This window comes from Mucilaginibacter sp., assembly GCF_965201005.1.
In the GTDB taxonomy this organism is placed as follows: Bacteria; Bacteroidota; Bacteroidia; order Sphingobacteriales; family Sphingobacteriaceae; genus Mucilaginibacter_A.
The window spans coordinates 2,101,455-2,125,692 of the sequence record NZ_OZ241747.1; the positions used below are offsets into that span (position 1 = coordinate 2,101,455).

The 24,238-nt window shown below is 41.1% G+C and carries 27 protein-coding genes; 13 read left to right on the top strand and 14 right to left on the bottom strand.

Translation table 11 applies throughout. The features are described from left to right. Positions 1-8: 8 nt before the first annotated feature. Positions 9-524, bottom strand: a complete 516-nt coding sequence (locus ACOFKR_RS09735; protein ID WP_419800607.1) for a hypothetical protein — start codon at positions 522-524, stop codon at positions 9-11. Positions 525-899: 375 nt separating this feature from the next. After that, positions 900-4,856 (bottom strand): Pls/PosA family non-ribosomal peptide synthetase, encoded by a 3,957-nt coding sequence (locus ACOFKR_RS09740; protein WP_419800608.1) that lies wholly within the window; start codon positions 4,854-4,856, stop codon positions 900-902. Positions 4,857-5,001: 145 nt separating this feature from the next. On the opposite strand from ACOFKR_RS09740, the gene ACOFKR_RS09745 reads away from it, so the two are divergent. Next, positions 5,002-6,216 (top strand): glycosyltransferase, encoded by a 1,215-nt coding sequence (locus ACOFKR_RS09745; protein WP_419800609.1) that lies wholly within the window; start codon positions 5,002-5,004, stop codon positions 6,214-6,216. Here ACOFKR_RS09745 and ACOFKR_RS09750 read toward each other — a convergent pair. The 5 genes from ACOFKR_RS09750 to ACOFKR_RS09770 all read right to left on the bottom strand — a co-directional run bounded on the left by ACOFKR_RS09750 (position 6,188) and on the right by ACOFKR_RS09770 (position 9,443). Next, positions 6,188-6,778, bottom strand: a complete 591-nt coding sequence (locus tag ACOFKR_RS09750; protein WP_419800610.1) for a class I SAM-dependent DNA methyltransferase — start codon at positions 6,776-6,778, stop codon at positions 6,188-6,190. The two genes, ACOFKR_RS09745 and ACOFKR_RS09750, sit on opposite strands and share 29 nt — an antisense overlap. 7 nt (positions 6,779-6,785) lie before the next feature. Continuing rightward, positions 6,786-7,535, bottom strand: coding sequence for a PIG-L deacetylase family protein (locus ACOFKR_RS09755; RefSeq protein ID WP_419800611.1), 750 nt, complete (start codon positions 7,533-7,535; stop codon positions 6,786-6,788). Further along, positions 7,519-8,616, bottom strand: coding sequence for an acyl-CoA dehydrogenase family protein (locus tag ACOFKR_RS09760; protein ID WP_419800612.1), 1,098 nt, complete (start codon positions 8,614-8,616; stop codon positions 7,519-7,521). Before ACOFKR_RS09760 ends, ACOFKR_RS09755 begins: the two co-directional genes overlap by 17 nt. A 70-nt stretch (positions 8,617-8,686) precedes the next feature. Next, positions 8,687-9,046, bottom strand: coding sequence for a hypothetical protein (locus ACOFKR_RS09765; RefSeq protein ID WP_419800613.1), 360 nt, complete (start codon positions 9,044-9,046; stop codon positions 8,687-8,689). A gap of 1 nt (position 9,047) precedes the next feature. Continuing rightward, positions 9,048-9,443, bottom strand: a complete 396-nt coding sequence (locus ACOFKR_RS09770; RefSeq protein WP_419800614.1) for a DUF2614 family zinc ribbon-containing protein — start codon at positions 9,441-9,443, stop codon at positions 9,048-9,050. Here ACOFKR_RS09770 and ACOFKR_RS09775 point away from each other — a divergent pair. Together ACOFKR_RS09775 and ACOFKR_RS09780 are read left to right on the top strand one after the other, a co-directional pair. Beyond that, positions 9,400-10,737 carry an MFS transporter gene (locus ACOFKR_RS09775; RefSeq protein ID WP_419800615.1) on the top strand — a complete coding sequence of 446 codons (1,338 nt, stop codon included), beginning with the start codon at positions 9,400-9,402 and terminating at the stop codon, positions 10,735-10,737. The two genes, ACOFKR_RS09770 and ACOFKR_RS09775, sit on opposite strands and share 44 nt — an antisense overlap. After that, positions 10,738-11,466 carry a (Fe-S)-binding protein gene (locus tag ACOFKR_RS09780; RefSeq protein WP_419800616.1) on the top strand — a complete coding sequence of 243 codons (729 nt, stop codon included), beginning with the start codon at positions 10,738-10,740 and terminating at the stop codon, positions 11,464-11,466. A gap of 90 nt (positions 11,467-11,556) precedes the next feature. Here the strand turns inward: ACOFKR_RS09780 and ACOFKR_RS09785 are convergent, their stop codons facing one another. The 3 genes from ACOFKR_RS09785 to ACOFKR_RS09795 form a co-directional block, all read right to left on the bottom strand. Further along, entirely contained in the window at positions 11,557-11,967 is a 411-nt protein-coding gene (locus ACOFKR_RS09785; protein WP_419800617.1) for a DUF2000 family protein, read from the bottom strand. A gap of 27 nt (positions 11,968-11,994) precedes the next feature. Next, the gene (locus ACOFKR_RS09790) at positions 11,995-12,897 is read right to left on the bottom strand and encodes a bifunctional helix-turn-helix transcriptional regulator/GNAT family N-acetyltransferase (RefSeq protein WP_419800618.1); all 903 of its coding nucleotides are present in this window, start codon (positions 12,895-12,897) and stop codon (positions 11,995-11,997) included. Positions 12,898-13,275: 378 nt separating this feature from the next. Further along, positions 13,276-14,019, bottom strand: coding sequence for an SDR family oxidoreductase (locus tag ACOFKR_RS09795; RefSeq protein ID WP_419800619.1), 744 nt, complete (start codon positions 14,017-14,019; stop codon positions 13,276-13,278). Between the two features lie 104 nt (positions 14,020-14,123). Here ACOFKR_RS09795 and ACOFKR_RS09800 point away from each other — a divergent pair, with 104 nt between their 5' ends. Then, entirely contained in the window at positions 14,124-14,474 is a 351-nt protein-coding gene (locus ACOFKR_RS09800) for a winged helix-turn-helix transcriptional regulator (protein WP_419800620.1), read from the top strand. A 73-nt stretch (positions 14,475-14,547) separates the two neighbouring features. Beyond that, positions 14,548-14,700 carry a hypothetical protein gene (locus ACOFKR_RS09805; RefSeq protein ID WP_419800621.1) on the top strand — a complete coding sequence of 51 codons (153 nt, stop codon included), beginning with the start codon at positions 14,548-14,550 and terminating at the stop codon, positions 14,698-14,700. A gap of 7 nt (positions 14,701-14,707) precedes the next feature. On the opposite strand, the gene ACOFKR_RS09810 is transcribed toward ACOFKR_RS09805, so the two are convergent. From ACOFKR_RS09810 to ACOFKR_RS09820, 3 genes are all read right to left on the bottom strand, one after another. After that, the gene (locus tag ACOFKR_RS09810; RefSeq protein ID WP_419800622.1) at positions 14,708-15,775 is read right to left on the bottom strand and encodes a GTP pyrophosphokinase; all 1,068 of its coding nucleotides are present in this window, start codon (positions 15,773-15,775) and stop codon (positions 14,708-14,710) included. 213 nt (positions 15,776-15,988) lie between these two features. Continuing rightward, the gene (locus tag ACOFKR_RS09815) at positions 15,989-16,468 is read right to left on the bottom strand and encodes a nucleotidyltransferase (RefSeq protein WP_419800623.1); all 480 of its coding nucleotides are present in this window, start codon (positions 16,466-16,468) and stop codon (positions 15,989-15,991) included. Positions 16,469-16,473: 5 nt separating this feature from the next. Beyond that, a complete protein-coding gene (locus ACOFKR_RS09820; protein WP_419800624.1) occupies positions 16,474-16,638 on the bottom strand; it encodes a hypothetical protein in 165 nt (54 codons plus the stop codon). Between the two features lie 153 nt (positions 16,639-16,791). On the opposite strand from ACOFKR_RS09820, the gene thrS reads away from it, so the two are divergent. From thrS to ACOFKR_RS09860, 8 genes are all read left to right on the top strand, one after another. Next, complete coding sequence (gene thrS, locus ACOFKR_RS09825) at positions 16,792-18,717, top strand: threonine--tRNA ligase (RefSeq protein ID WP_419800625.1); 1,926 nt, start codon at positions 16,792-16,794, stop codon at positions 18,715-18,717. A gap of 1 nt (position 18,718) precedes the next feature. Then, complete coding sequence (gene infC / locus ACOFKR_RS09830) at positions 18,719-19,288, top strand: translation initiation factor IF-3 (RefSeq protein ID WP_419800626.1); 570 nt, start codon at positions 18,719-18,721, stop codon at positions 19,286-19,288. Positions 19,289-19,306: 18 nt separating this feature from the next. After that, positions 19,307-19,507: a 50S ribosomal protein L35 gene (gene rpmI, locus ACOFKR_RS09835; protein WP_040628407.1), complete on the top strand. Its 201-nt coding sequence runs from the start codon at positions 19,307-19,309 to the stop codon at positions 19,505-19,507. 76 nt (positions 19,508-19,583) lie between these two features. Beyond that, positions 19,584-19,928, top strand: a complete 345-nt coding sequence (gene rplT / locus ACOFKR_RS09840; RefSeq protein ID WP_419800627.1) for a 50S ribosomal protein L20 — start codon at positions 19,584-19,586, stop codon at positions 19,926-19,928. A 127-nt stretch (positions 19,929-20,055) separates the two neighbouring features. Further along, the gene (locus ACOFKR_RS09845) at positions 20,056-20,691 is read left to right on the top strand and encodes a peroxiredoxin (RefSeq protein WP_419800628.1); all 636 of its coding nucleotides are present in this window, start codon (positions 20,056-20,058) and stop codon (positions 20,689-20,691) included. A gap of 131 nt (positions 20,692-20,822) precedes the next feature. Then, positions 20,823-21,020, top strand: coding sequence for a cold-shock protein (locus tag ACOFKR_RS09850; RefSeq protein ID WP_419800629.1), 198 nt, complete (start codon positions 20,823-20,825; stop codon positions 21,018-21,020). A 276-nt stretch (positions 21,021-21,296) separates the two neighbouring features. Next, entirely contained in the window at positions 21,297-22,283 is a 987-nt protein-coding gene (gene yiaK, locus ACOFKR_RS09855; protein WP_419800630.1) for a 3-dehydro-L-gulonate 2-dehydrogenase, read from the top strand. Between the two features lie 113 nt (positions 22,284-22,396). After that, entirely contained in the window at positions 22,397-22,894 is a 498-nt protein-coding gene (locus ACOFKR_RS09860; RefSeq protein WP_419800631.1) for a CAP domain-containing protein, read from the top strand. A gap of 27 nt (positions 22,895-22,921) precedes the next feature. Here the strand turns inward: ACOFKR_RS09860 and ACOFKR_RS09865 are convergent, their stop codons facing one another. Further along, positions 22,922-24,076, bottom strand: a complete 1,155-nt coding sequence (locus ACOFKR_RS09865) for an iron-containing alcohol dehydrogenase (protein WP_419800632.1) — start codon at positions 24,074-24,076, stop codon at positions 22,922-22,924. Positions 24,077-24,238 lie beyond the last annotated feature (162 nt).

Genomic DNA, 24,238 nt, shown 5'->3' on the forward strand with positions numbered 1-24,238 from the left:
AGCATTGGTTAATTATCGGCATTCAATCTTTCCCATTTTACATAATCTTTTTGTTTTTTGGTGTTGGTGATCGGGCCTTCCATCCAATTCAAATCATCATGCAATTTCAGCTTGTAATACACATAAAATTTGCCTGAAGGGTAAGCTTTATTTTGCTTGCGGAAACTGATTTCCTGCCCGTCAAACAAAATCCGGTCTATTTTATACTTGTTTTTATTGGTGCAAACCACGCTGATTTTTCCGGCATCATCCAACTGGATTTTGTACAGATCATTGTAGTTTACGTTGGTTTCTACACCTACGCCCCAATGTTCTTTCCATTGGCCAACCAGGTTTTGTTTTTGGTTTGATGTTGATGGATTTTTATCCGTTACGGCTGATGGACCAGTCCTTGTGGCCGTAGCTTTTTCCGCATTACCAGAAGCCGCCGAGGAAGTTGAAGTTATCGTTTGACTTTTTTCCTTTTTGTCATTTGTGCACGAAAACACCGTAAGTACGCCCAATAAAATATATATTTTTCTCACTTTATCTGATACAGTTTTTGGTAAAGATAAGCTTCATTTTCCTTACCTTAAATTTTTGACCGGATTTTGAAAAAACTTTTGACCGCAGTCAACGCCATTACTGAAATTAAATCAATTGGCTTTGGTACTTCTTACATTATGATTAGGGCTTGTTTGAATTTATGTCAAAAAAAACATCATGCTTCTTTTATGCCCATAAATCTTGCTTTTCAATTTTAGGCCGATAAAAGAAGCATGGATATTTCCGTTTTTTATAGGATAAAAGAAGCATTGAAAAATAGATTGGAAAAATTTAAACAGGATCCAACAGCAATAAATCCTTCTAAAATTTAATTAAAAAACGAAAATTCACATGCTTCTTTTATCGGCATAAATTTAGGCTGGCTGCACCGGGCTGCCGGTCCAGTCGGTCCCGGGGGCCAGCCTTTCGCCTTTCATCACTAAGGATAAAGCTTCTACTTTGCAATCCGTGCCAATTTCGGTATCGTATAAAATAATCGTACCGGCACCAACAGAACTGCGTGCACCGATTTTTACCGTGCCAACTTTCATCACCCGGTCTTCAAATAAGTGTGTTTGCGGACCGCAATCTTCGTTCAACGCAACGTCATCACCCAGGGAAACCATGTCAAACTCGGTAATATCGGTAGTGTTCATCCAAACGCGTTTGCAAACTTTTACACCCAAAATACGCATGGCAATGGGCAGCCAGGGCGTACCGCGCATGTAATCCAGCAAAAACGGGATCGATAAAGCTTCATAAGTGGTGGTAATGGCTTCGCTCCGCCAAACGCTCCAGGTCCACATCGGGCGTTGTTTGATTTTGAATTTCCAAACCAAAGCGTACTTTAAAATTACCGTCGTAAAAAAAGCAGGCAATCCCATAAAACCCAGATAATACAACGGGAAATACAGCAGGATTTTGTACCAGGGATACTTCGTTACCAAATCATGTGCGTAGGCGATAAACAGAATGGAGAAAATAATAATTGCAGTTTCCGGCAAAATGATACGGATAAATTCCACTATTGAGCGGGCCAGAAAACGTAAAGTTGAAGGATCGGAAGTCAGTTCTGCCGAAAAAGGATTGCTTTCCTGGCGGCGCGGCAAGGCAATAGCGGGCGAACCAAACCAATCTTTTGACTGGTTCTTTTCCAATTCGTTTGGTTCCGGCGGGATGGACAAAACACCGATCAGCATGTTGCCCGGCAAATGATAACCTTGCGGGATGAGCGCACTGTTGCCTACAAAACTGTTGTTGTCGATCTCGGTATAATCCAAAATCAGTTGCTGTCCGCGCACGTCAGATTCGCCCAAAGTAACCGCATCGGCCACAAAAGCACCGCTGCCGATTTTTAGCAAAGGATGCGTAACACTGCTGGCGGTAGAAATTTCGGTGTTTTTCCCGATTTTGGCACCCAGCATCCGAAAGAAAGCCGAAACATAAACCGTGGCATAAATTGGATGCAGCACAATCAAACTGATGGACATTAACTGATCGGCAAACCATTTCCGGTAATAAAACAAACTGTAAACAGGATAGGTGCCAGGCTTGATGCCACGCTGCAGCAGGCGCGAAAGCACAACCGTTTCCAAAGCGAAAAGCACAATGTACACTACTGCCAGCGATGGTACCAGCACCATGTAAGTAAAATCGTAATCATCGGCGGCGTTGTCCAGCTTGTTGATGGCAATAATGGTGGGCAAAATCGGCAGCAAAATCACGAAAGGAAAAACAATCAGCGACAAAGAGAACAGCAATTTATATTTATTTCTGGTTGGGCCCGAAACAAATAGTGGCTGCGGCAGATCTTCTACACGTTTGGTTTCTTTTAAAACAGCCGGGCTGCCGCGCCAAACTTCACCGGTTTTAACGATTGTTTTTTCCTGCAGATAGCTCAAATCCTGTAGTTCTGTCCAAGGTTCCATCACTACGCCGCCGGAAACAACAGAGCCCGTGCCGATATAAGCATGATCGCCAATAGTGATAGAACGGACTTTCATCAAACCATCTTCTACCACCACGTTATTTAGGTTTACACCGGAACTGATGCTGACATCGCTGCCAATTGTGATTAAATCTTCGGCCCCGACAATAAATGTGCTCAGCTGGGCATCGTCAGCAACTTTCATCCCCAGCAATCTTAAGTAAACCGGATATAAAGGCGTGCCATTTAAAAACTGAACAGTGAGCAGGCGTTGTACCGTTTTGGCAAACCACCATCGGAAATAATAACTGCCCCATAAAGGGTAATCGCCTTCTTTGATTTTGCCGAGCACAAGCCATTTGGTGCCAATGGAAACGAAGGAAAACAGAAATGGGATAAACGCGAACATCACAAGTGCTGTAAGAATAGCATAACTCAAATGGTCGGTAGCCTGCTCAACATAATAATAACCGAGGTAAGGCACAAAAATTTGTACCGCAAAAACAGTATAAATAAAGCCGAGCGCAAGGGTTTGCGCCAGCCAGCAGGCATAATACCGGGAAGGTTTTATTTTATGGAATTTGCGTTCGGGCTTTTTATCAACGGGTGTTTGCTGCTCCCAAACTTCGGCCAGTTTTTGTAATGGGCGATGCAGGTAAATATCGCGTAATGAAGCTTTTGGCACACCTCCTTCGCGCCGCAGCCTCGAAACCAAACCGGCAGCCAGCAGCGAGTGGCCGCCCAGGTCATCAAAAAAATCCATCGACAAATCAATGGTTTTGTTAGGGAAAGTTTTCCGCAGCAGATTAAGCAATCGGATTGCCAGTGGCGCGTTCATGTCCAGCGTTTCTTCGGCGGCGGTGTTGGTGTTTTCCAGTAAAGATCCTGGCGTAGGCAGGGCTTTGCGGTTTACTTTTCCGCTGGGCATACGCGGCATTTCGGGAAGCTGGACGATGGTTGCCGGTACCATGTAGGAAGGTAAAACTTTGGATAGTTCCAGCCGGAGCAGGTTTTCTTCCAGTTCAATGCCTCCATCGGTTACCACATAACCAACCAGTTGTTCCTGTTCAGCTGCATCTTTTTTTACGGCCACTGCTGCCGCAGAAATATTTTGCAACCCGGCCAGCTTAGTTTCGATTTCGCCCAGTTCAATCCGGTAACCCCGCAGTTTTATCTGATCGTCAAATCGCCCCAAAAACTCAATACTGCCATCACTTTTAATCAAAGCTGCATCACCGGTGCGGTAAATGCGGTCGCCGGGCAAATCTGTCAGCGATGCTGTTTTTAGCACAAATTTTTCCTGGGTAAGCTGCGGCAGCTTCATATAGCCCTGTGCCACGCCCGGCCCGGATATCACCAGTTCGCCGCGCTCGCCAAATGGCAACGGGTTTAGTTTTTCATCAACAACGGCCAGGTTGTAATTGGGCAGCGGATCGCCGATGGTAATGGCATCGCCTGGTTTTAAGGCGGCAAAAGTAGCACTTACCGTGGTTTCGGTTGGGCCATAACTGTTGTAAAAAATGCGGTTTTGGGTTGACCATCTGTTTAAAACCTGCACTGTGCATGCTTCGCCACCGGCATTTACCAAACGTAAAGTTGGGATTTCATCATCCATTACGGCCAGCAAACTTGGTACGGCGTGCAGCACAGTTATTTGTTCGCGGTTAAGCACATCGCTCAGTTCATCAATGGCTTTAGAAGTTGTATTATCGGCCACCCAAAGCGTGGCCCCGGCAAAATAACTTACCCAGGTTTCCTCGCACCACATATCAAAAGAAACCGAAAAGCCCTGGTAAACGCGGTCCGTTTCTTTGATGTTGAGCACGCTTTGCTCAGACCGGACCAGATGGCAAATCTGCCGGTGGCCGATTGGGATACCTTTTGGTTTGCCCGTGCTGCCGGAAGTGTATAAAACGTAAGCTAAATTATCCGGGCCCGGGCCTTCGGGAACTGTAATTTTTTCTGTTGAGGAAGGTTGTGGCCGAACAGAAAGCATGGGGAAACTAAGGTTCAGTAAATCCTCAGAAATATAAGCCGATGCTTCCACTTCGGTAAAAATCGTTTCCACGCGTTCTGCCGGGATTTCCCGATCTACCGGAATATAGGCTGCACCAGCTTTTATAACGCCCAAAATAGCTGCATGAAGCTCCAGTCCGCGCTTGTGCCAGATGCCCACATGATCGCCTTTTTTGATTCCGTTAGCGGCCAGATCGGCGGCAATGGCATCCGTCCAGCGGTCTAACTGCTGGTAACTGAGGCTGTCATCGCCAAAAACCAATGCTGTTTTTACAGGGTATTTTTTTGCCGATTGCCGAAAAAGATCGGCCAGGGTTTCTTCACAGATAAAATCGGGGCGAACAGTACCTTTAAGGATGCTCAGCTGGTTTGCAAGAGTGATTGGCATAATATGGAGACGGACAGCTACCGTAAAGGTTTGCTGTGCGATATTAGAATAATTTATTGTAAAATTTCAACAATTATAACAGATTTTGGTTATTGCCCTGTACTGTTTTTAGCAACCTAAAAATGATTTTTCATCTACCAAAAAATTGAGTTATTTACAAATGTACGCTGACTGTATTCAGGTTAAAAATATTTCTACCGATTATAACTGTTTGTTCAGCCATATCAAAAACCCTGCTGAAGGTTTAAAAATTTCTGTAATTGTACCGGCCCGTGATGAGGCAGATAACATCTGCAAAACCCTGAATGCACTGCGGCTTCAAAAGGATGAAAACGGTTTTGCGCTGAACCCTCAGCTTTATGAAGTTTTGGTTTTGGCAAACAATTGCACAGACGATACTTTTGAAACTGCACAAAATTACCAGCAAAAATATCCTGATTTTTCTTTGCATGTAGCCCGGGTCCAGCTTCCGCCGCAAAAAGCAAATATTGGTTTTGTGCGGAGGCTTTTGATGGACGAAGCTTACCGCAGGTTGTGCCAAAAACCGGATCACGAAGGTATAATTGCTTCTACAGATGGTGATACACAGGTAGATAGCTGCTGGGTTTTTCATATCATACAGGAAATTGCCAAAGGCTGCGATGCGGTTGGCGGCCGTATTTTAACCCGTAAAGAGCACTGTATATCACGTTTGTATCACCTGCGCGATGTGGCCTACCGAAGTTTGCTGGCCCAGGCCGAAGCCTTGCTTGACCCGGAAGCGCATGATCCCTGGCCGCGGCATTATCAGTATTTTGGGGCGAGCATGGCCGTAACCTGCAGCACTTATCATCAGGTTGGCCGTTTGCCGCAGGTGCCTTTTTTGGAAGACAATGCTTTTTACCAGGCTTTGCAGCGGATGGATGCGCGCATCCGTAAAACGCCTGCGGTAAAAGCTTATACTTCCACGCGTTTGTCTGGCAGGGTGGCCATTGGTTTTTCCGAACAGTTAAAAAAATGGTCGTGCTATGATGAGCATGGTTTTAATCAGGAGGCGGAGCAGGCAAAAGCCTGGCTGATCAAGTTTAAAAACAAAAACCTGCTTCGTCAATGCTGGCGTTCCTATTTGGCCAATGGCTTTTATGAGGAAGAACTGCTGCAGCAGATTGCTGAAGATTTTTTCTTAGACCCAAAATGCCTGCACCTGGAAATCACAACCAATGTTTATTTTGGCGAACTTTGGGAAAACGTCCGCAAAAAAATCAGTAAAGGTAAATGGGGGAAAAGCTGGGAACTGGTGCACATTTCGGTTGCCATAAAAGACCTGAGGGCGTTTGTAAACAACCCGATCCTCAACATCTCTCAAACAAATCCAGCCTAAACTTTTCTTCCTGCTGATGATATAAATGTTGCAGATGCTGTTTTTGCAGGCATAAATCCATGAAATAATTATGCACTTCATCGCCGGTTTGCGGGTAATCCGGCACAAAAGGCGTCCAGTGCACCAACAATAATTGTCCGCCGTTGTCCAGGTGTTCTATCATTAAAACGGCCAGTTTTTCAAGGTCATTTTTGCTGAGGTAATAACCAACTTCCGAAAGCAAGATCAGGTCAAAATTTTCCTCAGGAAATTCTTGCGGCACGGTCATTTTTTCAACCTGTACCTGCGGGAAATTTTTTAAACGGACTTTGGCTTTGGCCAGTGCCAGATCTGCCACATCCACAGCTAATAATTTTTTGCTGCGCGATGCCAGTTTTTCACTTAAAACCCCAATTGAGCAGCCAATCTCAAACACATTTTTATAAACCGGATTTGGCAATGCGCTCAAAGTTGCTTCGTACTTTTGCTGTTCGTACGGACTGTTTTCAAAATCCCAGGGATCTTCATTCTGCTGATAAACGCTATCAAAATAATCAGAAGAAAGCGAATTTTTTTCTGGCATGATCAAATTATTTTTGTTCGATAAAAAGCTCGTCGGTATAATCAAAATGAGCCAGGATTTCGGGCGATAAAATAAACCCTTCCGGGTCATCATCGATCAATCGGCTAACTTGGGAAACATGCGCGGCAATTGCTTGTTTTTTTTGCTGAGAAACATATGCTGTTTTTACCCTATAAATTTCAGTGTGCTGATTTACAACCAGATCGGATTGTTTTCCTAATTCCCAAATCCAGATTAAATATTGCAGGATGCGGGGTTTTTGATGAAGTAAAGCCACCGCCTGGTTTAAAATCTGCCATGATGCGCGATGATCCGGATGCGGGTCTTTTTCCCAGGTTACCAAAATCGTGTCCGGCCTTAACTTATTAAAAATCTGCAGCATTTGCAAAACACAAGCTTCAAAACCAGCCTGCCCCGGATTTGGCACGGAGCGGTCTTTTATCCGCATAAAAGAAGCATTGGCAGCATCAACCCCCAAAATATTTAAAGCTTTAACTGCTTCTGATTCACGTAGTTCCCGCAATTTTTCTGCCGGGTATTTTTTAGAATTAGGGTGAGACAACGTACCATCGCTCACAAAAAGCACATAAACCGGCAAACCGGCTTTCCGCAGCAATGCAATTGTGCCGCCGCAGCCCAAAGATTCATCATCCGGATGAGGCGCAATCACAAAGGTTGTTCCGAAATCTGATAAATTCACCAGGCTGATTTCCTGCGCTTGTAGCTGCCAGTTTTGGCGTTCAGTTCCAGAGATCATCGGTTTTTTCCTGGTTTAAAACATAAGCACCAATGCCGGTTAAGGTTGCATCCGGTGCGGGCTGCCGTAAATAAAAAGTTAAATCCCGATGGATGCGTTCCAGCGGGTTTGGCCGCATTAAGCCGCGCGCGCCAACGCATTGCTCAGACAAATGCATCACGCGTGTACAAATTTCGGCTATTGCCGTGCGGGCCATACCAGTATAAACCATGATTTTTTCTGCGGAATTTGATTCTTTTATCCAGTTATCGGTATTGTTTCCTGCCTGGTTCAGCCAGGAATTCCCACTCTCAACCAGATAAGTCATTTCAGCAATCCTGGCCTGCTGAAAAGGGTCGTCCGTTCGGCCAAGCATCCGCAGAAACCCTTGTGTTTCGCTTAAAACAGCTTCGGCACCGCCCAATTGCACTGCCGCAAAACGAATGGCTCCACCACTAAAATACGGTTGTTGGTAATACTGGTCTGGCTGGCCCAATAGATCTTTTTCCTGTATTTCCACTCCGGTAAAATCCATTTTAAAACTCGCCGAAGCACGCATCCCGAACGGTTTCCAAAAACTGGAATCAACAGCGATCGGTTTAACTTTTTCTGTCGGGACGATGCACATTTGCCAGCCTTTTTTATCCGCAGAAATTAGTTCGCCGGTAATCAGCGGACGGTCAATCCAACCAGCGCCGGAACAAAAAGTTTTGCAGCCTTCCAACCGGTAAAAACCATCGCCCAGATCATGGATTTTTATACCATTATCGGCCTGTGTATTCCAAACGCTAAACAGTTTTTTTTCTGATTTTACTTCTTTAAACCAATGTATTTTTTGGCTTTCATTTCCGTATAAATCAATCAATTTCAATGCGTTAATATGGCCTTCATAAATCCTTCCAACAGATAAATTGGCATTGCCAACCCTTTTGAGTAGTTTCAGAACCGATGCTGTTTTTATCGGGTATTTTTCAGTGTCGGCGATTGTATTCCCTAATAAGCCTGCCGCGGCCATCCACTTAAATTCCTGCTCCGGGAACGCGCCTTCTGTATCAATTCCGGCTGCATTTTCTTTGATGTTCTGGTAAAGCTGATCTGTCAAAACGAAAAATATTTTATGCTGATTGTATTTTCGATATACCTTATCCGAAGCTGATTTGTTTGCGGGCAATTTATTCAACCGGCCTGTTCATCACCCAAAAATAAAAGCAGCCGCCGATAACGTAAAGCAAAGCATCCGTCCAATCCCCGGTAAAAATTTCGGGATGGTATTTGGGCAGCAGCCACTCAAAAACCACCGATAAATAAAGCACGATGAAAATTACGTGGCCTCGCTTTAAAACATACGTGCTTCTTTTATAGATAAAAATCCGCTGAAACCACAAACCTAAATTTGCAATGACGGGCACAGCCAGAAAATCTGCCAGGTGTCCGTTTAAATACAAAATAGGATGATGCGTGATCCTGGCCAGATACAAAACCGCCCAGGCCGCGCAAAAAACAACAAACCAGGGATTAAGCAGCGTTTTCATATCAGGCAGACAGCATCCCGATTAACCACAACAAGGTGCTGATAAAAACCACAAAACCAATTTGGAAATAGTAAAAAAACTGACGGGCAGGCAGTAAAAAAGTTTTCAGTTTTACCACAAACGGGCTATCGTTTTCGCGGATAAACAAAAAATCCTCTTCCTTTTGTACTTCTTTTTTAATTTTGGTCTCTACGGATTTGGTAAAATCTTCCACCTGCAAAAAGCCGTTGCAGTACAAACAGCGGTCGTCCATCCGGCCGAGCCACAACGTCCACTCATGGCAGTGCGGACATTTTATTTCCTGTTTGATACTCAATTTTTGTTGTGTTAAATTATACCTATTTTGCAGCAGTATGGAGATCAAAAATAACAAAAAGACCATCCGGGCATGGGCCATGTTTGACTGGGCAAATTCTGCTTACAATTTAGTCATCACCTCAACCATTTTCCCGGCCTATTATACTGCTATTACCACAACGAAAGAACAGGGCGATAAAGTTTTTTTCTTCGGAAAATCTTTTGTCAACACGGCACTTTCCAACTACGCGCTGGCGGTTGCTTACCTGGTGATTGCTGTTTTAACGCCCATTTTAACATCCGTTGCCGATTATAAAGGCAACAAAAAAATATACATGCAGTTTTTTACCTGGCTTGGCGCGCTGGCCTGCTGCTGTTTGTATTTTTTTAAGTTGGATACGCTCGAACTCGGTGTTATCTGCTTCGCCATTGCGGCAATCGGTTACTGCGGCGGCCAGGTTTTTTACAATTCTTATTTGCCCGAAATCGCTTCAATCGATCAGCAGGACAGCGTAAGTGCCAAAGGTTTTACTTACGGCTACATCGGCAGCGTGCTTTTGCAGATCATTTGTTTTGTGTTTGTGTTATCGCCCAAAACCTTTGGCATTACCGATGGCACATTTCCGGCCAGGTTAAGCTTTTTGCTGGTTGGTTTATGGTGGATTGGTTTTTCCCAAATACCGTTTAAAGTGTTGCCAAAAGGAAGCCCGAACTTTGATAAACTGAACCAGCAGAAAGTGCACAACGGTTTCCAGGAATTGAAAAACGTTTGGCAAAAAGTAAAGCGTATGCCGTTACTGAAACGTTTTTTACCGGCATTTTTTTTCTATTCCATCGGTGTGCAAACCATTATGCTGGTGGCGGCCAATTTTGGGGAAAAGGAACTGCATCTGGGCACTGCTTCTTTAATTTCGATCATTTTAATTATTCAATTAGTTGCCATTGGCGGTGCTACATTGATGTCTAAACTGTCCGAAAAATATGGCAACGTCCCGGTGCTGATGGCCGTGGTTTTGCTTTGGATTGTGGTTTGCATTTTTGCCTATTTCATCACCACGGCTACTCAGTTTTATGCTTTAGCGGTGATTGTTGGTTTGGTGATGGGCGGCATCCAGTCGCTTTCCCGATCCACCTATTCCAAGTTTTTGCCCGAAAACATTCCGGATACGGCTTCCTTTTTCGCTTTTTATGATGTAACCGAAAAAGTGGCCATCGTTGCCGGTTTATTCGGTTTTGGTTTTATTGAAGAACTGACCGGCAACATGCGCAATTCGATACTGTTTTTAACGATATTATTTATAGTCGGGCTGATATTATTGTTTTCTTTACGCTTGGGCGAAAAAAATATCGGCCAAAATCCTGAATTTTACGCCCTTGAAAATCCGGAACGTTAAATGAAAGTTGAACTATTTGTCCCTTGTTTTATCGATCAGCTTTTTCCGGATACTGCTTTTAGCACCATAAAATTGCTGGAAAAAGTGGGTTGCCAAGTGATTTATAATCCTGCACAAACCTGCTGCGGCCAGCCTGCTTTTAACGCCGGTTTTTGGGACGATGCCAAAGCCGTGGGCAGCAAGTTTCTGGAAGATTTTAGCGATCAGCATTTTATCGTTTCGCCATCGGCTTCCTGCACCGGCATGGTCAAAAATTATTACAACGATCTGTTTACCAACACGGCCGTGCACAACAAATGCCGTTCGATCCAAAGCCATATCCACGAACTTTCGGATTTTTTGGTGAACGTAATGGAGCAGGATTATTTTGGTGCCGAACTGGAAGGAAAAGCCGTTTACCACGATAGCTGTGCTGCTTTACGCGAATGCAAGATCAAAGCAGAACCCCGAAAATTATTAGAAAAAGTACATGGATTGGAACTGATGGAACTGCCCGACAGCAGCACCTGCTGCGGTTTCGGCGGTACGTTTGCCGTCAAGTTTGATGCGATTTCTACCGCTATGGCCCAGCAAAAAGTAGATCAGGCGATGGCTTTGGATGCCGATTATATTATTTCTACCGATGCTTCCTGTTTGCTGCATTTGCAAAGTTATATCGATAAACAAAATTTACCCATAAAAACAGTACACCTGGCCGATGTTCTGGCTGGCGGTTGGGGGAATATTTGAGGTGGATTTTTAGGTGGTAAAAGAAGCATTGCCCGATACAGAATACTTTTTTTATATGGCTTGTTGATCGGTCAATTTCTATCCTTTTGGTTAGGGATGAAGTTTTAACTTTTCTACAGCTTTATCTACTTTTTTGCTTTCGCCATAAATTAAAATACCAGCCAAGTTTAAATTATCATCATTCTGTTTTGCAATTTCAATCAAATTTTGTTCTTCGTTTTTGGTTACAAATAACTCTTTGGTGTAAATGCCAATTTGTAGTTCCCTTTCTTTGGCCCTGTTAAAAGCCCTTTGTAATTGTTCCTGAGTTTCTGCAGCATAAACCAAAACGGGCTGTTTCATAAATGGAAGATATGCTGTTCCCGATGCAGATACTAATGCGGCACCATGTATATCCGGAAAGGCAATAGCCATAGAACTGGCCAAAAAAGCTGTTACATTTAATTTTTGCCAAGTAGCCAAATCGGCCAAAATAACTAAAGCAATTTTATTTTCGTGCATATTTTAAATGAATAAAAAGTTCATATTTTACTTCAAATCAACCGACATTTGGATATTGCAACGTTCGTAAGGTGAAGCATGGCCAGCTACCTTTTGAAAACCAAGTTTATGATACAGGTTAATGGCAGGTTTTAAGATGGTGTTGCTTTCTAAATATACTTTTTTTGCGCCCATTGCACCGGCTTTTTTTAAAGCAGCTTGTCCCAGTAAAAAGCCAATGTTTTTTCCCTGCGCTTTCGGTGAAACTGCCATCTTAGCTAATTCATAATCGTATGTAGGACTGTCCATTTTCAACAACGCGCACACACCAACTGGTTGATGATCGTATAAAGCAACTATAATTTGTCCCCCGTTATTCAAAATATATCCCTCCGGGTCGTCCAATGCTTTGTAATCGGCTTCTTCCATTTTAAAATATTTTGAAATCCACTCTTCATTAAGCAACTTAAATGCTTCTGCATATTTCGGCTTGTAATCAACAATCTGTACCTTATCGCTTTCGCGATGTTTTTGTTGGTCTTTTACCCGTTGCAACAATGTTTTTTGTTCTAACAAAAATTCCCATTCTTCAATAGCTTTCCAAAGGTTGTGCGTAGCCAGGGCAGAAATTTGTTCAATAGCATTGTTTACATCTTTGTATTGGTCTTGAATTTTGAAAGTAATTTCCATTCCTTTTTCGGAAAGGCTAACGATGTTTTTTCTACCGTCTGCAGCATCTTTCTTCTCCGTAATCAAACCGTTTTTCAACATTTCGGTAATAATTTTACTTACAGAAGGATGGGAGTGGCCAATTTCTTTTGCAATGGCCGTAATTGTTTTTTCCTCACCTTGAGAGAGTACAAAAAACACCGGAAACCATTTTGGCTGCATTTCAATTTGATAGAGCTTATAAATTTGAACTGCATCTTTGGTAATCTTTTCGGTTAACATTCGTAGTCTGCTACCTATTGCGGTTTTACCTGCTTTATTAAAAAATTCCATTAATAATATTAGATACGTAATGAGTAACGTAAAGCTATTAGATAAAAATTAAATAACAAAATTGAATATTGAAATATTTAAGTGTAGCTTTTTTGAAGCTAATGATATTATTTCTACTGATGCTTCCTTCATTTATAAGATTATATTGATAGGAACAATTTACCGATAAAAACAGTACACCTGGCCGATGTTCTGGCTGGTGGTTGGGGGAATATTTAAGGTGGATTTTTAGGCGATAAAAGAAGTATCATAACTATCTTATCTATTACAAGCACATAAAGCGGCCTTTTGCCGCTTTATGTGCTGTTGATAATTGTTGTTGCTGATTTACTTCATTGCATAATTGAGGTAGCCACCATCAATTTTTATTTCTGTCCCTGTAATAAAACTTGCATCGTCGGAAGCCAGGAACAGCACTGTTTTAGCAATTTCATTAGGCTCGCCCAGTCTTTGCAGGGCTGTAGCGGCAGCTACATGCACTTTGGCTTCCGCAGGCAAGGCTTTCTCTAATGCTGCTGTTGCAATCGGTCCAGGACTGATTATATTTACACGGATTTTTCTTTCCGCCAATTCGTTTGCCGCAATTTGGGCAATTTTATTTAATGCTCCTTTTGTTGATGAGTACACGCTTGATCCCAAACTTGCAGCTGTTGCGTTCCCGGAGGAAGTAAACACTACCGCCGCTCCGTTTGCTAAATGGGGAATTAGCTTTTGCAACGTGAAGAAATGCCCTTTTACATTGGTATTAAACTGCGCATCAAAATCTGCTTCTGATACTTGCTCAATCGGGGCAAACATAGCTATCCCTGCATTCAGAAAAAGAACGTCTAATGTGTTTCCGCTTTCTGCAACTGCTTTTTCCAAAACTGCAATGCCGGCCAGATTTGCTGTGTCTGAAACCAATGTTTTCAATTTCGGGCTGCTGATTTCTGCGGCTGCTTTTTGTAAATTGCCGGCACTTCTACTTGTAATCCAAACGTTTGCTCCTGCGCTGATAAATGCTTTTGCAGTTGCTAATCCAATTCCTGTGCTTCCGCCGGTAATGACTACATTTTTATTTGTAAAATCCATTTGTTTAATTATTTTATTGTTACAATGCAAAATTAAAAAAGAAAATTTACTTTAGTAACTTTGTAACGAAAAGTAACAGTAACCTTTGCGTAACCAAGTAACTTATGGCTGACCAGGAATGTAAAAAAGAACACAAAAGAGAAATTATGGCTGTTCACGATGCGATGGACATACTAAGCGGTAAATGGAAAATTTCGATCATTTCCTCTATTTGCTATTACAAAGAAAGAAGGTTTTCTGATATATTAATTGATGTAAGCGGAATATCAAACAAAATGCTGAGCAAAGAATTAAAGGAGCTGGAAACGAACCAACTGGTTAAACGAACTGTTTTAGACACCCAACCCGTAATTGTTAAATATAACCTAACGGAATACGGCAGGACACTACAGACTATCATAGACAACCTTTCTGATTGGGGAATAGAACACCGAAAAATAATTAGTGGCAAATAATCATTAGCAATATGTTCAAATGATTGTTTGTACATAATGATTTTTTTAAAAGTCAACGAAGCATTTTCTGCCAATGTTGATAGAAGAACTACTATCGAGAGTTGTAAAAAAACCAGGGATTTATTCTGTTTTTGCCCAAAATTATTTTGTAGGTGACAAGAATAATTTACCGCTAAAAACAGTACACCTGGCCGATGTTTTGGCTGGCGGCTGGGGAAATGTTTAAGGTGGAATCAATAATATTCAGACGTCTCATATTTTTTATATAGGTTTAAAAAAGAATCTAAATAACCAAAGTCAAATTTTGCCTCAATAAAATAATTTTTTATTGCATCCTCATTTTGTGTTCTCGATACCAAAAAATTTAAAAAATAAATAATTGGAGTATTCCATAAAAGTTGTAATTCGGAATTAAGGCGATCATTTACATAGAATTTTAGAAACTTTAGAAAAGATTCTTTTTCAGCTGTTAATCTATCTTCCAATTGTCCGATTGTATCAAACTTACAATATTTAATACTTTTTATGAATGTATCTGATAACGCTTCTTGAGGCAATAATGGATGTTGTATTTTTTGTTCAATAATACTTTTAGCTGATTGTAAAATAGGATTCGTCTTTAAAAAGGAAGTTATAGATGCTTGATTAATATCCACAAATTTCGGTTCTGTTTTAATTAAAGTTGGAACATTAATTTCATAATTAGCCAATTCTGTTTTTAATCTATCAAATTCAATGTCAGCTGTTTCCAGCAAAGCTGAAACCCTATTGAACGATCTTTTATACTGCTCGGGTATTGATATTTCTCCTTTATAACCTAAATCGTGTTCAATTTCTGCCCAAGCATGTTGTAATATTGATCTAATTTGTATTTCACACTTTAAATCTTTATAACGTTTATATTCTTTAAGATTTATTCTACTACCATTTAAAGAAACAACAACATGTAAAGATTTATAGCCGAATCGATCAGCTTGTAATTTTCTTTTATCTATAGAATTTTCTACATCTTTTATAAATTCTTTTCCAATTAATTCAGCAATCGGATCAATATCGCTTTCTAAATAAGTTATAATTCTAATTCCAATAATATCGGTGATATCATCAATTGATTTGTATTTACCATTTTTATCATCTATTTTTTTGGATAGACTTTCCAAAGATTTAGTTCTTCCAACTAACTGATGAACCACTAACCTTTCTGTAGAAAGTAAATCATTTAACAGATTGATGATTCTCTCTCGAAAAGCATGATAAGTTTTTGTATTCTTTTTATAATCTTCCAGTATCGATTCTTTCATATTCTGAAATCAGGTATAAAATCTTTAAAAGTAATCAAATTATCCTACTTTTGCCCAAAATCACTTTGTAGGTGATGCATACTGTTTTTACCACATAAAAATCTCAATCATAGTTGTAGATGATTCACTTAACACTGCCGGACGGCTCTGTCTAATTTTAACAAAATATTAAACCAAGTTTTAGCGGATAGAAGAAGCATTAAATTTTACTTTTTAAAAATCTTCCCTTAATTTTTTAATCTGCTCAAGTGCAACCACATCGACTTGATCTTTCGGTCGGTTAACTATTTTTTTGTTTGCAATCAACTGGTTAAGATGCAGGAACGGAACTTTTACTTCATCAATATCAGCAACAGAGGCCATTCCCAAACATTCGTCAAAACTATAACCTTCTAAACCTTTCATATCAATTAAAATATCCAAGATTAGATTGTTATTTAGATGAAATTGTGTCCATCCTGGCACAAATTGCATGTGTTCTATCATTGGGAAATCACTCATTTCACAAGTTACAAAAGCTTTGCGTAATTGCTTTCTATTTTCAAGCGTATCTTTTATCCAAATATCTATGTCTCCAGTAAAACGTTGATATCCGTGCAAGTTAACGGCAAAACCACCAACCATAATGTATTTTACATCATGTTCTTGTAACGCTTTCCAAAAATTTAATATTTCTTCATCAAAAATATCCACAACTGTTATTTCGCGATAAAAGGTTTATGAACGATAGTAGCCCGGTTCATTGTTTGCTGGATTTTATATAAACGCGTGCACATTTCAAAACGTTCTTTATAACTTAATTTCAAATTGGCTTTTAAACGTTCCAATTCAGCAGCATCCATTACTGGTTTAAAGTTTTCCATACTTTCAAATATAAGCGTAAATCTCCATACTTCTTTTACCGGCATAAATTCTTCCTGCAAAAAATCCCTCTTAAAACCTTACTTTTGCCCAAAATCACTTTGTAGGTGATCTATACTGTTTTTACCACATAAAAATCTAAATCATAGTTGTAGATGATTCACTTAACACTGCCGGACGGCTCTGTCCGCGAGTACGACAAAGGCATTACTGCGATGCAGGTTGCTTTGTCCATTTCTGAAGGTTTGGCGCGAAATGTATTGGCCGCCGAAATTGACGGCCAGGTTTGGGACGCCAGCCGCCCGATTGAAAATGATGCAAAAATCCGTTTGCTGACTTGGAACGATGCCGAAGGAAAAGCAACTTTCTGGCATTCTTCCGCGCATTTAATGGCTGAAGCTTTGGAAGCTTTGTATCCGGGCGTAAAACTCGGCATTGGCCCGGCCATCGAAACCGGTTTTTATTACGATGTTGATTTTGGCGACCAGGATTTTTCTTCGGATGATTTTGAAAAGATCGAAGATAAAATGGCAGAACTGGCGAAAACTAAATCAGAATATATCCGCAAACCGGTTTCTAAAGCAGATGCAATTGAATACTTCACCGAAAAAGGCGATGAGTATAAATTGGATCTGATCAAGGATTTGCCGGATGGTTCTATTACTTTTTATTCTCAGGGCAACTTTACGGATTTATGCCGCGGTCCGCACATTCCGAATACTTCTTTTATCAAGGCAATTAAGCTGATGAGCGTGGCCGGTGCTTACTGGCGCGGTGACGAAAGTAGGAAGCAACTCACTCGTATTTATGGTGTTACGTATCCAAAACAAAGCGAACTAACTGAATATTTAAAGTTTTTGGAAGAAGCCAAAAAACGTGATCACCGGAAGTTGGGCAAGGAATTAGAATTGTTTGCTTTCTCCGAAAAAGTGGGAATGGGTTTGCCTTTGTGGTTGCCAAAAGGTGCAGCACTTCGCGAAAAATTAGTGAGGTTTCTGCAAAAAGCACAGGAAGAAGCCGGTTACGAGCAGGTAATTACGCCGCATATCGGACATAAAAATTTGTATGTAACTTCCGGTCATTATGATAAATATGGAGCCGATTCCTTTCAACCGATCAAAACACCGCAGGAAGGAGAGGAGTTCTTCCTGAAACCGATGAACTGCCCGCACCATTGCGAAATTTACAAAACCAAACCACGTTCTTACAAAGATTTACCGGTTCGTTTTGCAGAGTTCGGAACGGTTTACCGTTACGAGCAAAGCGGCGAATTGCATGGATTGACCCGCGTTCGTGGTTTTACACAAGATGATGCACACTTGTTTTGCAGGCCGGATCAGGTAAAAGAAGAGTTTAAAAAAGTAATTGACTTAGTGCTTTACGTTTTTAAAGCGTTGGGATTTAACGATTATACCGCACAAATTTCTTTACGCGATCCGGAAAATAAAACTAAATACATTGGTTCTGACGAAAACTGGTTGTTAGCCGAAGCTGCAATTATTGAAGCTGCACACGAAAAAGGTTTGCCAACAGTGATTGAATTCGGCGAAGCTGCTTTTTATGGGCCAAAGCTGGATTTTATGGTAAAAGATGCTTTAGGCAGAAAATGGCAACTGGGGACCATCCAGGTAGATTACAATTTACCGGAACGTTTCGAGTTGGAATATACCGGAAGCGATAACCAGAAACACCGGCCGGTAATGATCCATCGCGCACCTTTTGGTTCGCTGGAACGTTTTGTAGCGGTTTTAATTGAACATTGTGCCGGTAATTTTCCGTTATGGCTTACGCCGGAGCAGTATTCAATTTTACCCATATCGGAAAAATATGAAGATTATGCAAAAAAACTTTCAGATACCTTAAAAAAATCCGATATTCGCGGTCTTATTGACTTGAGAGATGAGAAAATCGGACGAAAAATCCGGGATGCTGAGGTCAAAAAAATACCGTACATGTTGATCGTTGGGGAAAAGGAAGCGGCAGAAGGAACAGTTTCTGTGCGTAAACACGGAGAAGGCGATTTAGGCAGTATGCGGATTGAAGATTTTGAAACATTAATAAAAAAAGAAATAAATATATAACTTGGCATTAAACAAACCAAATTTCAGCAGAGGTCCGCGGCCTCCTTTTAAAAAGAAAGAAGCTGAACACAACATCAATCAGTTTATCAGGGTCCCGGAAGTTCGTTTAGTTGGCGACAACGTAGAACAGGGGATTTTTACCACCCGGCAAGCTTTGGCCATGGCCGAAGAACAAGAACTGGATTTGGTAGAGATTTCGCCGAACGCTACGCCGCCTGTTTGTAAGATTATAGACTACAACAAGTTTATTTACGAGCAAAAGAAAAAGCTGAAAGAAATAAAGAGCAATGCCAAGCAAACCGTTATCAAAGAAATCCGCTTCGGCCCGAACACAGATGACCATGATTTTGAATTTAAGCTGAAACACGCACAAAAATTTCTGGAATCCGGTGAAAAAGTCAGGGCATACGTGCATTTTAAAGGACGAGCAATTGTGTACAAAGAGCAGGGTGAAATCCTGTTGCTGCGTTTTGCGCAAGCCGTAGAAGAAGTTGGAAAAGTGGAACAATTACCAAAATTAGAGGGTAAACGAATGTTCCTGACATTAGCGCCTAAAGCAGTAAAAAAATAAATTTTTAACAAAAAGAGTATGCCAAAAATGAAAACCAATTCCAGTGCAAAAAAGCGTTTTAAGCTTACTGGAACCGGCAAAATCACCAGAAAAAATGCTTACAAGAGCCATATTCTGACTAAAATGTCAACCAAACGTAAACGTGCACTTGGCCACACCAGTTTAGTATCTGATGCGGATTTAGGCAACGTAAAACGGATGCTTTGTATCGGTAAATAACACAAATTTTTAACCAGGTATTCGGGTCTGCAAGCTTTCACTTAACTGAAACACCCACTACCAAAATCACAACAAAATGCCACGTTCAGTAAACGCAGTAGCGTCCCGCAGACGCAGAAAAAAAATAATGAACCTCGCCAAAGGTTATTGGGGTTCGCGCAGCAAGGTTTATACTGTTGCCAAAAATACAGTTGAAAAAGGCTTACAGTACGCTTATCGCGACCGTAAAACCAAAAAAAGAGAGTTCAGGGGATTGTGGATCCAGCGTATTAACGCAGGTGCACGTCAGTACGGTATTTCTTATTCTCAATTAATGGGGAAACTGAACGGCGCAAAAATTACTTTGAACCGCAAAGTTTTGGCCGATCTGGCGATGAACCATCCGGAGGCTTTCAAAGCTGTAGTTGATTCTATAAAGTAAATTAAAGCTGCTTTAGCTTGAAAAGGGAACTCCGATGAGTTCCCTTTTTTTATGACTTATAAATTTGCAGGACTAATAAATCTCTACTAACTTAGTATAGTATTTTAATACATTAAATTAAAAAATTATGAGTTTACGATTGGGTGATCAGGCACCAAATTTTCAGGCAAAAACCTCTTTAGGGGAAATAGATTTTTACGAGTATTTAGGAAAAAGCTGGGGCGTTTTGTTTTCGCACCCAGGCGATTATACACCGGTTTGTACTACAGAATTGGGCAAAACGGCAGCATTAAAAGATGAATTTGAAAAGCGAAATGTAAAGGTGATTGCTTTGAGTGTAGATGATATTGACTCGCACCAGGGCTGGATCAACGACATTAATGAAACGCAGGATGTGGAAGTAACTTTCCCGCTGATTGGTGATAAAGACCGCAAAATTTCTGAAGCTTACGACATGATCCACCCAAACGCTTCTGTAAATGCAACCATCCGTTCGCTGTTCATCATCGACCCGAATAAAATTGTAAAATTGATCATCAGCTATCCGGCATCAACCGGAAGAAATTTTCAGGAAATTTTGCGCGTAATCGATTCACTGCAGTTAACGGCTTATCACAGCGTTGCCACACCTGCCGATTGGAAAGACGGAGAAGATGTAGTGGTTTTGCCATCTGTCAAAACAGAAGATATTCCATCTAAGTTTCCTAAAGGCTTTACCGAAGTAAAACCATACTTGCGGATGACGCCACAGCCTAATAAATAGGTTTTCAATTACTGCTAACGAATACTGTTTTTATGCCTATAAAAACAGTATCCGTTTTTTGTTTTAAATATTTTTTGTTTTACAGTTTAGTTTTTTAAATTAAACCACTAATTTAATTATACCTAAATGCTATGAAAACTGGAAAAGTAAAGTGGTTTAACACTCAAAAAGGTTATGGTTTTATCGTTACCGATGATGGTAAAGATCTTTTCGTTCATTTTAAAGATGTTCTGGGTGGGGTGAACGCCATTAAAGACAACGATAATGTTGAATATGAAGTTGAAGAAGGAAGAAAAGGACTGCAGGCTGTAAACGTGAAAAAAATCTGATTTAAACATATACTGGACCTAAAATCAAAAGTCTTTCATTTATACTGAAAGGCTTTTTTTATGCCCGAACTTTTGGTTTGAAGATTGAGAACCAATTCAAAACTGTCCGATGTATTTTATATACTTCTTTTATCACCTGAAAAATGATAAGTTTTATTTAAAATTGATGCGGACACTAAATTTTACAGGGTAAAAGAAGCATTGCATTTTTTCCGATATAAATTTTTAACAAGCTCTGATCATGCCTGAAAATTCATCTCTAACACCGTTCAAAAAATGATGCAGATATCTCATCAGCAATTAAAGTCAACCTTTGAAAATGTACTTTTAAAAACCAATTTTAGTGCGGTAAAAGCAGCATTATGTTCGAAGATTTTTGCGGACAACAGTCTGGATGGAGTGTATTCGCATGGCCTAAACCGCTTCCCGGTATTTATCGAACATATAAAAAGCGGCTTGATAATACCGGAAGCAGAGCCGGAATTACTGAGCGAAAATGGTTCGCTGTGCCATTACGACGGCCATTTTGCACCCGGAATGTATAACGCAACAATAGCCATGCAAAAGGCAATTGATATGGCCAAAATAAATGGGATTGCCTGCATCAGCATAAAAAACACCAACCACTGGATGCGCGGCGGCACGTATGGCTGGCAAGCTGCAAACGCTGGTTGTATCGGGATTTGTTTTACAAATACCATTGCCAACATGCCGCCCTGGGGAGGAAAAGAACCGCGTTTGGGCAATAATCCGCTGGTGATTGCGGTGCCGAAAGCCGGTGGCCATCTGGTTCTGGATATGGCCATGTCGCAATATTCGTACGGCAAATTGCAGGAACACGAACTTAACCACGAACAGCTTCCGTTTGCAGGCGGTTATGATACAATAGGAAATTTGACAACCGATCCCCAAAAAATCAAACAAACACAACGGGCTTTGCCGATTGGTTTATGGAAAGGCTCAGGCTTGTCATTCATGCTTGATGTGTTGTTAACGGCTTTAAGCGGAGGAAAATCAACCAGCGAAATCACAACTTCTGGTAAAGAATCCGGCGTTTCGCAAACGTTTATTGCCATTTACCAGCCTGATCTGCATCAAAGTTTGATCGAACAAATAATAGATTTTACAAAAAGCAGTGCAACCGATGGGAATGATGGGAAAATTCGTTATCCGGGAGAAAAAACCCTGATCACCAGAAACAAAAACCTGATGGAAGGAATACCGGTTGACCCAAAAATATGGGAACAGGTTTGCAGACTTTAACTTAGAAATACCTTTAAACTTTTTAATACGTTTGACATCCAAAAGGTTCAAAATTGATGCTGCGCATGACAGTCCGTTTAAAACTTTTCCTACTCTTTATTTTGTTTTTTTGTGTGTCTTTTTCGGAGGATGCTTCTTTTACCGGTAAAATTTTCAGTTTTAAAGCTGAAGTGTTGGATCGGATAAACGCAGTCAGGGTTCGCGGTTGCAATTGCGGCAATCATTTTATGTCACCCGTTGCGCCCGTAGTTTGGAATGATCAATTAGCGGTTGCCGCGGCCAGGCACGCACAGGATATGTTCAATCAGCATTATTTTAGCCATGAAAGTAAAAACGGCGATCATATCCAGGACCGTTTTCAGAAAGCCGGTTACGGCACGGCAGGTTTTCAGCGTTATGTCATCGGCGAAAATATTGCGCAAGGGCAGCAGTCCGTCGGGCAGGTAAACCAGGATTTATTTAAAAGTGAGGCACACTGCAAAAACCTGATGAACCCGGATTTTAAAGAAATCGGTGCTTATGTTTACAACAATTATTGGGTAGAGGATTTTGGCGGAAGATATCCGTTTGACCGTGATGTGGCTTCCTCTAAACCCAAACAGCAGCACTAAAATTTTACCGGTAAAAACAGTATCGGGTCACCACATCAGTTCAAGCAGCGTTTCATAATCTTTGTCCGTCATTTTGTAATTGCTCACCGTAATTTTATTTCGTTGAAAACTAAGCAGGATTTCCTGTTTCTGTGTTTCATTTACGCCAGCTTCTGATAACCGTACCGGAACCTGGACGTAGCGATAAAATTCTTCCATTTTTCTGATAAAACTGGTAGCCGTGGCGTCATAATCAAAGCCATCCAAACCAAAAACCTGCTTCGCCAAAAACTTGATCCGGCTTAAATAACGGTACTGGTGCATTTTTAACCAGGCACATAAAACAATGGCCAGCGATGCACCATGGCCAATTTCGCAGCACATATCCAAAGCAAACGCAATGCAGGTAATGCTTTTATCGGTATAATTTCTGCCGGCACTCAGCGTATCGTTTAAAGCGATAGTTGCCAGCCACATCAGGTTGGCGCGCAGCTTGTAATCCTGCAAATTGCCGGTAATTTCTTTTCCGTTTTGGATAGATAAACGGATCAGATCCGCCGTGATATAATCGGTTAAAAGGGCATCGCCTTCGTTTAAAAACTGCTGAACGGCATAGGCAATCGTAATGGAAACACCCAGCGTTGTTTGTTTCAGCGGAACAGTAAAGGAATAATAAGGATCCAGAAAAGCGGTTTTCGGGTAGATTAAATCATGACTGAATTCTTTTTTTACCCCGGATTTTTGATCGCACAGAACTGAAACATTGTTCATGACCGAACCGGTGGAGGCAATTGTTAAAATATTTAAAACCGGTAAGGCTTTTTCGGGCGATGCTTCTTTTACCATGAAAAAATCCCAAACAGAGTTTTTGCTGTAAACGCCTAATGCGACAGCTTTTGCCGTATCAATTACCGAGCAGCCACCGATGGCAATAACCACTTCGGCCTGATAATCTTTTGCTTTTTGCACAGCCGCGTCCGCATCCTGATAAGTGGCATTTGCTTTTACGCCCGAATAAGTAACATGTTCAAGCCCGGCCATGTTCATTAATGAAACAACCCTGGCATACAAACCGTTGCGTTTTGCAGAATCCTCGCCAATGATCACCAAAGCCTTTTTCCAGGAAAGTTCTGTAGGTAGCTGATCTGTAACTTCCCGCCCGAAAATAACTTTTGTAGGATTATACTGCGTAAAATTTTCCATCAGGCTAAGATAAACCGAATTTTGAAAATTTAAAGTCTGCTTTTAAAATGTGCTGGCGGGCCATTGCTTCTTTTATCATACTTTATTCAGAACAGCAATTGCCTGGCATCGTTTGAAATAAATATATTTACAGCCGATATAATTTTGTAAATCATACTTTTA

Coding starts and splice junctions, on each gene's coding strand:
- ACOFKR_RS09740 (WP_419800608.1), bottom strand. CDS start 4,856: ATGCCAATCACTCTTGCAAACCAGCTGAGCATCCTTAAAGGTACTGTT.
- ACOFKR_RS09750 (WP_419800610.1), bottom strand. CDS start 6,778: ATGCCAGAAAAAAATTCGCTTTCTTCTGATTATTTTGATAGCGTTTAT.
- ACOFKR_RS09755 (WP_419800611.1), bottom strand. CDS start 7,535: ATGATCTCTGGAACTGAACGCCAAAACTGGCAGCTACAAGCGCAGGAA.
- ACOFKR_RS09765 (WP_419800613.1), bottom strand. CDS start 9,046: ATGAAAACGCTGCTTAATCCCTGGTTTGTTGTTTTTTGCGCGGCCTGG.
- ACOFKR_RS09775 (WP_419800615.1), top strand. CDS start 9,400: ATGGAGATCAAAAATAACAAAAAGACCATCCGGGCATGGGCCATGTTT.
- ACOFKR_RS09770 (WP_419800614.1), bottom strand. CDS start 9,443: ATGGCCCATGCCCGGATGGTCTTTTTGTTATTTTTGATCTCCATACTG.
- ACOFKR_RS09780 (WP_419800616.1), top strand. CDS start 10,738: ATGAAAGTTGAACTATTTGTCCCTTGTTTTATCGATCAGCTTTTTCCG.
- ACOFKR_RS09785 (WP_419800617.1), bottom strand. CDS start 11,967: ATGCACGAAAATAAAATTGCTTTAGTTATTTTGGCCGATTTGGCTACT.
- ACOFKR_RS09790 (WP_419800618.1), bottom strand. CDS start 12,897: ATGTTAACCGAAAAGATTACCAAAGATGCAGTTCAAATTTATAAGCTC.
- ACOFKR_RS09795 (WP_419800619.1), bottom strand. CDS start 14,019: ATGGATTTTACAAATAAAAATGTAGTCATTACCGGCGGAAGCACAGGA.
- ACOFKR_RS09800 (WP_419800620.1), top strand. CDS start 14,124: ATGGCTGACCAGGAATGTAAAAAAGAACACAAAAGAGAAATTATGGCT.
- ACOFKR_RS09805 (WP_419800621.1), top strand. CDS start 14,548: ATGTTGATAGAAGAACTACTATCGAGAGTTGTAAAAAAACCAGGGATT.
- ACOFKR_RS09810 (WP_419800622.1), bottom strand. CDS start 15,775: ATGAAAGAATCGATACTGGAAGATTATAAAAAGAATACAAAAACTTAT.
- ACOFKR_RS09820 (WP_419800624.1), bottom strand. CDS start 16,638: ATGGAAAACTTTAAACCAGTAATGGATGCTGCTGAATTGGAACGTTTA.
- thrS (WP_419800625.1), top strand. CDS start 16,792: ATGATTCACTTAACACTGCCGGACGGCTCTGTCCGCGAGTACGACAAA.
- rpmI (WP_040628407.1), top strand. CDS start 19,307: ATGCCAAAAATGAAAACCAATTCCAGTGCAAAAAAGCGTTTTAAGCTT.
- rplT (WP_419800627.1), top strand. CDS start 19,584: ATGCCACGTTCAGTAAACGCAGTAGCGTCCCGCAGACGCAGAAAAAAA.
- ACOFKR_RS09845 (WP_419800628.1), top strand. CDS start 20,056: ATGAGTTTACGATTGGGTGATCAGGCACCAAATTTTCAGGCAAAAACC.
- ACOFKR_RS09850 (WP_419800629.1), top strand. CDS start 20,823: ATGAAAACTGGAAAAGTAAAGTGGTTTAACACTCAAAAAGGTTATGGT.
- yiaK (WP_419800630.1), top strand. CDS start 21,297: ATGATGCAGATATCTCATCAGCAATTAAAGTCAACCTTTGAAAATGTA.
- ACOFKR_RS09865 (WP_419800632.1), bottom strand. CDS start 24,076: ATGGAAAATTTTACGCAGTATAATCCTACAAAAGTTATTTTCGGGCGG.